At 44.1% G+C, this 11,174-nt stretch carries 7 protein-coding genes, 2 tRNA genes and 1 rRNA gene; all 10 read left to right on the forward strand.

The window, feature by feature from the left end; all coding sequences use genetic code 11:
• Positions 1-1,341 (forward strand): chromosomal replication initiator protein DnaA, encoded by a 1,341-nt coding sequence (gene dnaA, locus M0696_RS00005; protein ID WP_166846090.1) that lies wholly within the window; start codon positions 1-3, stop codon positions 1,339-1,341.
• A gap of 188 nt (positions 1,342-1,529) precedes the next feature.
• Positions 1,530-2,666, forward strand: a complete 1,137-nt coding sequence (dnaN, locus tag M0696_RS00010) for a DNA polymerase III subunit beta (RefSeq protein WP_222142439.1) — start codon at positions 1,530-1,532, stop codon at positions 2,664-2,666.
• Between the two features lie 131 nt (positions 2,667-2,797).
• Positions 2,798-3,013, forward strand: coding sequence for a ribosome maturation protein RlbA (gene rlbA / locus M0696_RS00015; RefSeq protein ID WP_003219264.1), 216 nt, complete (start codon positions 2,798-2,800; stop codon positions 3,011-3,013).
• Between the two features lie 15 nt (positions 3,014-3,028).
• The gene (gene recF, locus M0696_RS00020) at positions 3,029-4,141 is read left to right on the forward strand and encodes a DNA replication/repair protein RecF (RefSeq protein WP_222142440.1); all 1,113 of its coding nucleotides are present in this window, start codon (positions 3,029-3,031) and stop codon (positions 4,139-4,141) included.
• Positions 4,142-4,158: 17 nt separating this feature from the next.
• Positions 4,159-4,404, forward strand: coding sequence for an extracellular matrix regulator RemB (remB, locus tag M0696_RS00025; protein ID WP_003219266.1), 246 nt, complete (start codon positions 4,159-4,161; stop codon positions 4,402-4,404).
• 54 nt (positions 4,405-4,458) lie between these two features.
• Positions 4,459-6,375, forward strand: coding sequence for a DNA topoisomerase (ATP-hydrolyzing) subunit B (gene gyrB / locus M0696_RS00030; RefSeq protein WP_044430220.1), 1,917 nt, complete (start codon positions 4,459-4,461; stop codon positions 6,373-6,375).
• A 209-nt stretch (positions 6,376-6,584) separates the two neighbouring features.
• On the forward strand, positions 6,585-9,050 hold the full coding sequence (gene gyrA, locus M0696_RS00035) for a DNA topoisomerase (ATP-hydrolyzing) subunit A (RefSeq protein ID WP_248602362.1): 2,466 nt from the start codon (positions 6,585-6,587) through the stop codon (positions 9,048-9,050).
• A gap of 281 nt (positions 9,051-9,331) precedes the next feature.
• A 16S ribosomal RNA gene (locus tag M0696_RS00040) occupies positions 9,332-10,881 on the forward strand.
• 101 nt (positions 10,882-10,982) lie between these two features.
• Positions 10,983-11,059, forward strand: a tRNA-Ile gene (locus tag M0696_RS00045).
• Between the two features lie 11 nt (positions 11,060-11,070).
• Positions 11,071-11,146: transfer RNA gene (locus tag M0696_RS00050), tRNA-Ala, on the forward strand.
• Positions 11,147-11,174: the final 28 nt, after the last annotated feature.

The raw sequence follows: 11,174 nt of genomic DNA on the forward strand, positions 1-11,174 counted from the left end.
ATGGAAAATATATTAGACCTGTGGAATCAAGCTCTTGCTCAAATCGAAAAAAAGTTGAGCAAACCAAGTTTTGAGACTTGGATGAAATCAACCAAAGCGCACTCACTGCAGGGAGATACATTGACAATCACGGCTCCTAATGAATTTGCCAGAGACTGGCTGGAGTCCAGATACTTGCATCTGATTGCAGATACTATATATGAATTAACCGGGGAAGAATTGAGCATTAAGTTTGTCATTCCTCAAAATCAGGATGTTGAAGACTTTCTGCCGAAACCGCAAGTCAAAAAAGCGGTCAAAGAAGATACATCAGATTTTCCTCAAAATATGCTCAATCCAAAATATACTTTTGATACTTTTGTCATCGGATCTGGAAACCGATTTGCACACGCTGCTTCCCTCGCAGTTGCGGAAGCGCCCGCGAAAGCATACAACCCTTTATTTATCTATGGGGGCGTCGGCTTAGGGAAAACACACTTAATGCATGCGATCGGCCATTACGTTATAGATCATAATCCTTCTGCCAAAGTGGTTTATCTGTCTTCTGAGAAATTTACAAACGAATTCATCAACTCTATCCGAGATAATAAAGCCGTCGATTTCCGCAATCGCTATCGAAATGTTGATGTGCTTTTGATAGATGATATTCAATTTTTAGCGGGGAAAGAACAGACCCAGGAAGAATTTTTCCATACTTTTAACACATTGCACGAGGAAAGCAAACAAATCGTCATTTCAAGTGATCGACCGCCAAAAGAAATTCCGACACTAGAAGACAGATTGCGTTCACGTTTTGAATGGGGCCTGATTACAGATATCACGCCGCCTGATTTGGAGACCAGAATTGCGATTTTAAGAAAAAAAGCCAAAGCGGAGGGCCTCGATATTCCGAACGAGGTCATGCTATACATCGCAAATCAAATCGACAGCAATATTCGGGAACTTGAAGGAGCCTTAATCAGGGTTGTTGCCTACTCATCATTAATTAATAAAGATATTAATGCTGATCTGGCAGCTGAGGCGCTGAAAGATATTATTCCTTCCTCAAAACCGAAAGTCATTACGATAAAAGAAATTCAGAGGGTAGTAGGCCAGCAATTTAATATTAAACTCGAGGATTTCAAAGCAAAAAAACGGACAAAATCAGTAGCTTTCCCGCGTCAAATCGCTATGTATTTATCAAGAGAAATGACTGATTCCTCTCTTCCTAAAATCGGTGAAGAGTTTGGAGGCCGTGACCATACGACCGTTATTCATGCGCACGAAAAAATTTCAAAACTGCTGGTAGACGATGAACAGCTTCAGCAGCATGTAAAAGAAATTAAAGAACAGCTTAAATAGCAGGACCGGGGATTAATCGGGGAAAGTGTGAATAACTTTTCAGAAGTCATACACAGTCTGTCCACATGTGGATAGGCTGTGTTTCCTGTCTTTTTCACAACTTATCCACAAATCCACAAGCCCTACTATTACTTCTACTATTTTTTAAAAATATATATATTAATACATTATCCGTTAGGAGGATAAAAATGAAATTCACGATTCAAAAAGATCGTCTTGTTGAAAGTGTCCAAGATGTATTAAAAGCAGTTTCATCCAGAACTACGATTCCCATTCTGACTGGTGTTAAGATTGTTGCATCAGATGATGGCGTATCCTTTACAGGAAGCGATTCAGATATTTCAATTGAATCCTTCATTCCAAAAGAAGAAGGAGATAAAGAGATCGTCACAATAGAACAGCCTGGAAGCATTGTTTTACAAGCCCGCTTCTTTAGTGAGATTGTAAAAAAACTGCCGATGGCGACTGTAGAAATCGAAGTGCAAAACCAGTATTTGACGATTATCCGTTCTGGCAAAGCTGAATTTAATCTAAACGGGCTGGATGCTGATGAGTATCCGCACTTGCCGCAGATCGAAGAACATCATGCGATTCAAATTCCGACTGATTTGTTAAAAAATCTAATCAGACAAACAGTATTCGCCGTGTCCACCTCAGAAACACGCCCTATCTTGACAGGTGTAAACTGGAAAGTGGAGCAAAGTGAATTATTATGCACTGCGACGGATAGCCACCGTCTTGCATTAAGAAAAGCGAAACTCGATATTCCAGAAGACAGATCTTATAACGTCGTGATTCCGGGAAAAAGCTTAACTGAACTCAGCAAGATTTTGGATGACAACCAGGAACTTGTAGATATCGTGATCACAGAAACCCAAGTTCTGTTTAAAGCGAAAAACGTTTTATTCTTCTCGCGGCTTCTGGACGGAAATTATCCGGATACAACCAGCCTGATTCCGCAAGAAAGCAAAACCGAAATCATTGTGAACACAAAAGAATTCCTTCAGGCGATTGATCGTGCATCTCTTTTAGCGAGAGAGGGACGCAACAACGTGGTGAAGCTGTCTGCAAAACCAGCTGAATCCATTGAGATCTCTTCCAACTCACCTGAAATCGGTAAAGTTGTCGAAGCGATTCTTGCTGATCAAATTGAAGGTGAGGAATTAAATATCTCATTTAGTCCAAAATATATGTTGGATGCACTAAAGGTGCTTGAAGGAGCAGAAATACGCGTAAGCTTTACAGGTGCAATGAGACCTTTCTTAATACGTACACCGAATGATGAAACGATTGTACAGCTTATCCTTCCTGTCAGAACCTATTAATCCGATACACTGCTGCCGACACGTTCGGCAGCTTTTCTATTCGGCATCTGCTCCGACAAGTTTTCCCTTTCCCTAATTCGTTTTTTTTTAGTACAATTAGATATTAGTGATATTTGAAAGAGGTCGATATAATGGCAAATCCGATTTCAATTGATACAGAGATGATTACCCTCGGACAATTCTTGAAATTAGCCGATGTTATTCAGTCAGGCGGTATGGCAAAGTGGTTTTTAAGCGAACATGAAGTGCTTGTGAACAACGAGCCGGACAATCGCCGTGGCAGAAAGCTGTATGTTGGAGATGTGGTAGAGATTGAAGGATTTGGTTCATTTCAAGTCGTCAATTAAAGCGGGTGACACTGATTGTATATCCAGAACTTAGAACTGACATCTTACCGCAACTACGACCATGCTGAACTTCAATTTGAAAATAAAGTAAATGTGATCATCGGAGAAAACGCCCAGGGGAAAACAAATCTCATGGAGGCGATCTATGTCTTGTCCATGGCGAAATCGCACAGGACGTCAAATGACAAAGAACTTATACGGTGGGACAAAGACTATGCTAAAATAGAGGGAAGAGTGATGAAGCAAAACGGGGCGATCCCGATGCAGCTCGTCATCTCCAAAAAGGGTAAAAAGGGCAAGGTCAATCATATTGAACAGCAAAAGCTCAGCCAGTATGTCGGGGCCCTCAACACCATTATGTTCGCGCCGGAAGATTTAAATCTTGTAAAGGGGAGCCCTCAAGTGAGAAGGCGGTTTCTTGACATGGAAATCGGACAGGTTTCTCCTGTTTACCTGCATGACCTTTCTCTTTACCAGAAAATCCTTTCCCAGCGAAATCATTTTTTGAAGCAGCTGCAAACAAGAAAACAAACTGACAGAACAATGCTTGATGTTTTGACTGATCAGCTTGTAGAAGTTGCAGCAAAAGTCGTCGTAAAACGCCTGCAGTTTACAGCGCAGCTCGAAAAATGGGCTCAGCCTATCCATGCGGGCATCTCAAGAGGGCTTGAAGAACTGACCCTAAAGTACCATACGGCTCTTGAGGTATCAGATCCTGAAGACTTGTCGAAAATAGGAGATAGCTATCAAGAAGCGTTTTCTAAATTAAGAGAAAAGGAAATTGAGCGCGGTGTTACGCTGTCAGGGCCTCATCGTGACGATGTTCTTTTCTACGTGAACGGACGCGATGTGCAGACGTATGGTTCTCAAGGACAGCAGCGAACGACGGCATTGTCCCTTAAGCTGGCGGAGATTGACCTGATCCATGAAGAAATCGGAGAATATCCCATTTTACTATTGGATGATGTACTGAGTGAGCTGGATGATTATCGCCAGTCGCACTTGCTTCATACGATCCAAGGCCGTGTACAAACGTTTGTCACAACGACAAGCGTTGATGGCATTGATCACGAAACCTTACGCCAAGCAGGAATGTTCCGTGTGCAAAACGGTGCGTTAGTGAAGTGAAGAAATGAGGTGGGCAATTGTATATTCATTTAGGTGATGACTTTGTGGTTTCAACACGAGATATTGTCGGCATTTTTGACTTTAAAGCCAACATGTCGCCTATTGTTGAAGAATTTCTGAAAAAACAGAAACACAAGGTGGTGCCTTCCGTAAACGGCACGCCCAAATCTATCGTAGTCACGGTTCAGAATATATATTACTCTCCCTTATCTTCCAGCACATTAAAAAAACGTGCGCAATTTATGTTTGAAATAGATTCTTAGAAATTTTTTATCACGAATATATCGTTTAGAAAAGTGTAGGTGAATGACGTGGCTATGGAACAGCAGCAAAACAGTTATGATGAAAATCAGATACAGGTACTAGAGGGATTGGAAGCTGTTCGTAAAAGACCGGGGATGTATATCGGTTCAACAAACAGCAAAGGCCTTCACCACCTGGTATGGGAAATTGTCGACAATAGTATTGACGAGGCCCTCGCAGGTTATTGTACGGATATCAATATCCAAATTGAAAAAGACAACAGCATCACGGTAATAGATAATGGTCGCGGTATTCCAGTCGGTATTCATGAAAAAATGGGCCGTCCTGCAGTAGAAGTCATTATGACGGTGCTCCATGCCGGAGGGAAATTTGACGGAAGCGGTTATAAAGTGTCTGGAGGATTGCACGGTGTAGGTGCGTCAGTCGTAAACGCGCTTTCAACCGAGCTTGTTGTGACGGTGCACCGTGACGGTAAAATCCACCGTCAAACTTATAAACGCGGAGTTCCGGTTTCAGACCTTGAGATCATTGGCGAAACGGATCATACAGGAACGACGACACATTTCGTCCCGGATCCTGAGATTTTCACAGAAACAACTGTGTATGATTATGATCTGCTTGCTAACCGTGTGCGCGAACTAGCCTTTTTGACAAAAGGCGTAAACATCACGATTGAAGATAAACGTGAAGGGCAAGAGCGCAAAAATGAGTACCATTACGAAGGCGGAATTAAAAGTTATGTAGAGTATTTAAACCGTTCTAAAGAAGTAGTCCATGAAGAGCCGATTTACATCGAAGGCGAAAAGGACGGCATTACGGTTGAAGTGGCATTGCAATACAATGACAGCTACACAAGCAACATTTACTCTTTTACAAATAACATTAACACGTACGAAGGCGGTACCCACGAAGCGGGTTTCAAAACGGGTCTGACTCGTGTTATCAACGATTACGCCAGAAAAAAAGGGCTTATTAAAGAAAATGATCCAAACCTAAGCGGAGATGACGTAAGAGAAGGGCTGACCGCGATTATTTCAATCAAACACCCTGATCCGCAGTTTGAGGGCCAAACGAAAACAAAGCTAGGCAACTCAGAAGCGCGGACGATTACCGATACGTTATTTTCTACAGCGATGGAAACATTTATGCTGGAAAATCCAGATGCGGCCAAAAAAATTGTCGATAAAGGATTAATGGCGGCAAGAGCAAGAATGGCTGCAAAAAAAGCGCGTGAATTAACACGCCGCAAGAGCGCTTTGGAAATTTCAAACCTTCCCGGTAAGCTGGCGGACTGCTCTTCAAAAGACCCGAGCATCTCCGAGCTGTATATCGTAGAGGGTGACTCTGCCGGAGGATCTGCTAAACAAGGCCGCGACAGACATTTCCAAGCTATTTTGCCGCTTAGAGGTAAGATCCTGAACGTTGAAAAAGCGAGACTGGATAAAATCCTTTCTAACAACGAAGTTCGCTCTATGATTACAGCGCTCGGCACAGGTATCGGGGAAGATTTCAACCTGGAGAAAGCCCGTTACCACAAAGTTGTCATTATGACAGATGCCGACGTTGATGGCGCGCACATCAGAACACTGCTATTAACGTTCTTTTACAGATATATGCGTCAGATTATCGAAAATGGCTACGTGTACATTGCGCAGCCGCCGCTTTACAAGGTTCAACAGGGGAAACGTGTTGAATATGCATACAATGACAAGGAGCTTGAAGACCTGCTAAAAACGCTGCCTCAAACGCCTAAGCCTGGATTGCAGCGTTATAAAGGTCTTGGTGAAATGAATGCCACCCAGCTATGGGAGACAACGATGGATCCGAGCTCTAGAACACTTCTTCAGGTAACTCTTGAAGATGCTATGGATGCGGATGAGACATTTGAAATGCTGATGGGCGACAAAGTAGAACCGCGCCGAAACTTCATAGAAGCAAATGCGAGATACGTTAAAAATCTTGACATCTAATATAAAAAGCCTTATTTCCAATTAGAAATAAGGCTTTTTTCTGAACGGGATCAGATGCAGTAATGCTTGCAATACCTATATATTCTAGCAATTTAATGTGTATAATCATAAGTTTATTGATATAATGGAGAATAGTGAAATCGTATTGAAGATCATAATGGACAATCTACTCCCACATATTTCATGTGATACTTCAGGGAGGTTTTTTAATGAGTGAACAAAACACACCACAAGTTCGTGAAATAAATATCAGTCAGGAAATGCGTACGTCCTTCTTGGATTATGCAATGAGCGTTATTGTGTCCCGTGCTCTTCCAGATGTTCGTGACGGTTTAAAACCGGTTCATAGACGGATTTTGTATGCTATGAATGATTTGGGGATGACGAGTGACAAGGCTTATAAAAAATCCGCGCGTATCGTTGGAGAAGTTATCGGGAAATACCACCCGCACGGTGATTCAGCGGTATATGAATCCATGGTCAGAATGGCACAGGATTTCAACTATCGTTATATGCTCGTTGACGGTCACGGAAACTTCGGTTCTGTTGACGGAGACTCAGCGGCTGCCATGCGTTATACAGAAGCAAGAATGTCTAAGATCTCGATGGAAATTCTTCGAGATATCACAAAAGACACAATTGATTATCAGGATAACTATGATGGGTCAGAAAGAGAACCCGTTGTTATGCCTTCAAGGTTCCCGAATCTGCTCGTGAACGGTGCTGCCGGTATTGCGGTAGGTATGGCAACAAACATTCCTCCGCACCAGCTTGGGGAAATCATTGATGGTGTACTTGCTGTCAGTGAGAACCCGGACATCACAATCTCGGAACTTATGGAATTCATTCCAGGGCCTGATTTCCCGACTGCGGGTCAGATCTTGGGACGCAGCGGTATCCGTAAGGCATACGAATCTGGTCGAGGTTCTATTACGATTCGGGCAAAAGCTGAGATCGATCATACATCTTCAGGCAAAGAAAGAATTGTCGTAACAGAGATTCCTTACCAAGTAAACAAGGCTAAATTAATCGAGAAAATTGCAGATCTCGTTAGGGACAAGAAGATAGAGGGCATCACAGATTTACGCGATGAATCAGACCGTACAGGTATGAGAATTGTCATTGAAATCAGACGCGATGCCAATGCAAATGTTATTCTAAACAACCTATACAAACAAACTGCGCTGCAAACATCTTTTGGTATTAACCTGCTTGCGCTTGTTGACGGTCAGCCGAAAGTTTTAAATCTAAAGCAATGCCTGGAGCATTACCTTGACCATCAAAAAGTCGTAATCAGACGCCGTACGGCATATGAATTGCGTAAAGCTGAAGCGAGAGCTCATATCTTGGAAGGTTTGAGAATTGCTCTTGATCATCTCGATGCAGTTATTTCTCTTATCCGTAATTCTCAAACGGCTGAAATCGCGAGAACAGGTCTAATTGAACAATTTTCATTGACAGAGAAGCAAGCACAAGCGATCCTCGATATGAGGCTGCAGCGTTTAACAGGACTAGAACGTGAAAAGATTGAAGAAGAATATCTATCTCTTGTTAAATTAATTGCAGAGCTAAAAGACATTTTGGCAAATGAATATAAAGTGCTTGAGATCATCCGTGAAGAACTCACTGAAATCAAAGAGCGTTTCAACGATGAGAGACGTACGGAGATCGTCACTTCTGGACTGGAAACAATTGAAGATGAAGATCTTATCGAGAGAGAAAATATCGTCGTCACTCTGACACACAACGGATACATCAAACGTCTTCCTGCATCAACTTACCGCAGTCAAAAACGAGGCGGAAAAGGTGTACAGGGGATGGGAACAAATGAAGATGATTTCGTTGAGCATTTAATATCTACGTCAACTCATGACACGATTCTCTTCTTCTCGAACAAAGGGAAAGTGTATCGTGCAAAAGGATATGAAATCCCTGAGTACGGCAGAACAGCAAAAGGAATCCCGATTATTAACCTGCTTGAGGTAGAAAAGGGTGAATGGATTAACGCAATTATTCCAGTCACTGAATTCAATGCGGAGCTTTACCTTTTCTTCACAACAAAGCACGGGGTTTCAAAACGAACTTCGCTGTCTCAGTTCGCTAATATCCGCAACAATGGCCTAATCGCCCTGAGTCTTCGTGAGGATGATGAATTGATGGGTGTACGTCTAACTGACGGCACAAAACAAATGATCATCGGAACGAAAAATGGATTGCTGATCCGTTTCCTTGAGACAGATGTCCGGGAAATGGGAAGAACTGCGGCAGGCGTAAAAGGCATAACCTTGACCGATGATGACGTTGTTGTCGGCATGGAAATATTAGAGGAAGAATCACATGTCCTTATCGTAACTGAAAAAGGTTACGGAAAACGAACTCCGGCTGAAGAGTATAGAACCCAAAGCCGTGGCGGAAAAGGACTCAAAACAGCGAAAATCACCGAGAACAACGGCCAATTAGTAACAGTAAAAGCTACTAAAGGTGAAGAGGATCTAATGATTATTACAGCAAGCGGCGTACTCATTAGAATGGACATTAATGATATCTCAATCACCGGACGTGTCACTCAAGGTGTACGCCTTATCAGAATGGCGGTAGAAGAGCATGTTGCTACAGTAGCATTGGTAGAGAAAAGCGAAGAAGATGAGCAAGAAGAAACACAAGAAGAAGTGTGAGAAAAAGCGCAGCTGAAATAGCTGCGCTTTTTTTGTGCCATAACCCTTTACAGTCATAATAATTATGGTATAATCATTTCTGTTGTCTTTTAAAAGACACAAACATCACTAGCAAAAACTTTTTAAAAAAAGTGTTGACCTAGTTAACTAAAAATGTTACTATTAAGTAGTCGCTTCGAGAGAAGCACACAAAGTTCTTTGAAAACTAAACAAGACAAAACGTACCTGTTAATTCATTTTTATAAAATCGCACAGTAATGTGCGTAGTCAGTCAAACTACTTTATCGGAGAGTTTGATCCTGGCTCAGGACGAACGCTGGCGGCGTGCCTAATACATGCAAGTCGAGCGGACAGAGGGGAGCTTGCTCCCTGATGTTAGCGGCGGACGGGTGAGTAACACGTGGGTAACCTGCCTGTAAGACTGGGATAACTCCGGGAAACCGGGGCTAATACCGGATGCTTGTTTGAACCGCATGGTTCAAACATAAAAGGTGGCTTCGGCTACCACTTACAGATGGACCCGCGGCGCATTAGCTAGTTGGTGAGGTAATGGCTCACCAAGGCAACGATGCGTAGCCGACCTGAGAGGGTGATCGGCCACACTGGGACTGAGACACGGCCCAGACTCCTACGGGAGGCAGCAGTAGGGAATCTTCCGCAATGGACGAAAGTCTGACGGAGCAACGCCGCGTGAGTGATGAAGGTTTTCGGATCGTAAAGCTCTGTTGTTAGGGAAGAACAAGTACCGTTCGAATAGGGCGGTACCTTGACGGTACCTAACCAGAAAGCCACGGCTAACTACGTGCCAGCAGCCGCGGTAATACGTAGGTGGCAAGCGTTGTCCGGAATTATTGGGCGTAAAGGGCTCGCAGGCGGTTTCTTAAGTCTGATGTGAAAGCCCCCGGCTCAACCGGGGAGGGTCATTGGAAACTGGGGAACTTGAGTGCAGAAGAGGAGAGTGGAATTCCACGTGTAGCGGTGAAATGCGTAGAGATGTGGAGGAACACCAGTGGCGAAGGCGACTCTCTGGTCTGTAACTGACGCTGAGGAGCGAAAGCGTGGGGAGCGAACAGGATTAGATACCCTGGTAGTCCACGCCGTAAACGATGAGTGCTAAGTGTTAGGGGGTTTCCGCCCCTTAGTGCTGCAGCTAACGCATTAAGCACTCCGCCTGGGGAGTACGGTCGCAAGACTGAAACTCAAAGGAATTGACGGGGGCCCGCACAAGCGGTGGAGCATGTGGTTTAATTCGAAGCAACGCGAAGAACCTTACCAGGTCTTGACATCCTCTGACAATCCTAGAGATAGGACGTCCCCTTCGGGGGCAGAGTGACAGGTGGTGCATGGTTGTCGTCAGCTCGTGTCGTGAGATGTTGGGTTAAGTCCCGCAACGAGCGCAACCCTTGATCTTAGTTGCCAGCATTCAGTTGGGCACTCTAAGGTGACTGCCGGTGACAAACCGGAGGAAGGTGGGGATGACGTCAAATCATCATGCCCCTTATGACCTGGGCTACACACGTGCTACAATGGACAGAACAAAGGGCAGCGAAACCGCGAGGTTAAGCCAATCCCACAAATCTGTTCTCAGTTCGGATCGCAGTCTGCAACTCGACTGCGTGAAGCTGGAATCGCTAGTAATCGCGGATCAGCATGCCGCGGTGAATACGTTCCCGGGCCTTGTACACACCGCCCGTCACACCACGAGAGTTTGTAACACCCGAAGTCGGTGAGGTAACCTTTTAGGAGCCAGCCGCCGAAGGTGGGACAGATGATTGGGGTGAAGTCGTAACAAGGTAGCCGTATCGGAAGGTGCGGCTGGATCACCTCCTTTCTAAGGATATTTACGGAATATAAGACCTTGGGTCTTATAAACAGAACGTTCCCTGTCTTGTTTAGTTTTGAAGGAACTTTGTTCCTTGAATAAGTTAAGATGGGCCTGTAGCTCAGCTGGTTAGAGCGCACGCCTGATAAGCGTGAGGTCGGTGGTTCGAGTCCACTCAGGCCCACCATCTTAAATAACGGGGCCTTAGCTCAGCTGGGAGAGCGCCTGCTTTGCACGCAGGAGGTCAGCGGTTCGATCCCGCTAGGCTCCACCAACGTGTTCTTTGAAAACTAGATAACAGT

Source organism: Bacillus rugosus (assembly GCF_023238245.1).
Lineage (GTDB): Bacteria > Bacillota > Bacilli > Bacillales > Bacillaceae > Bacillus > Bacillus rugosus.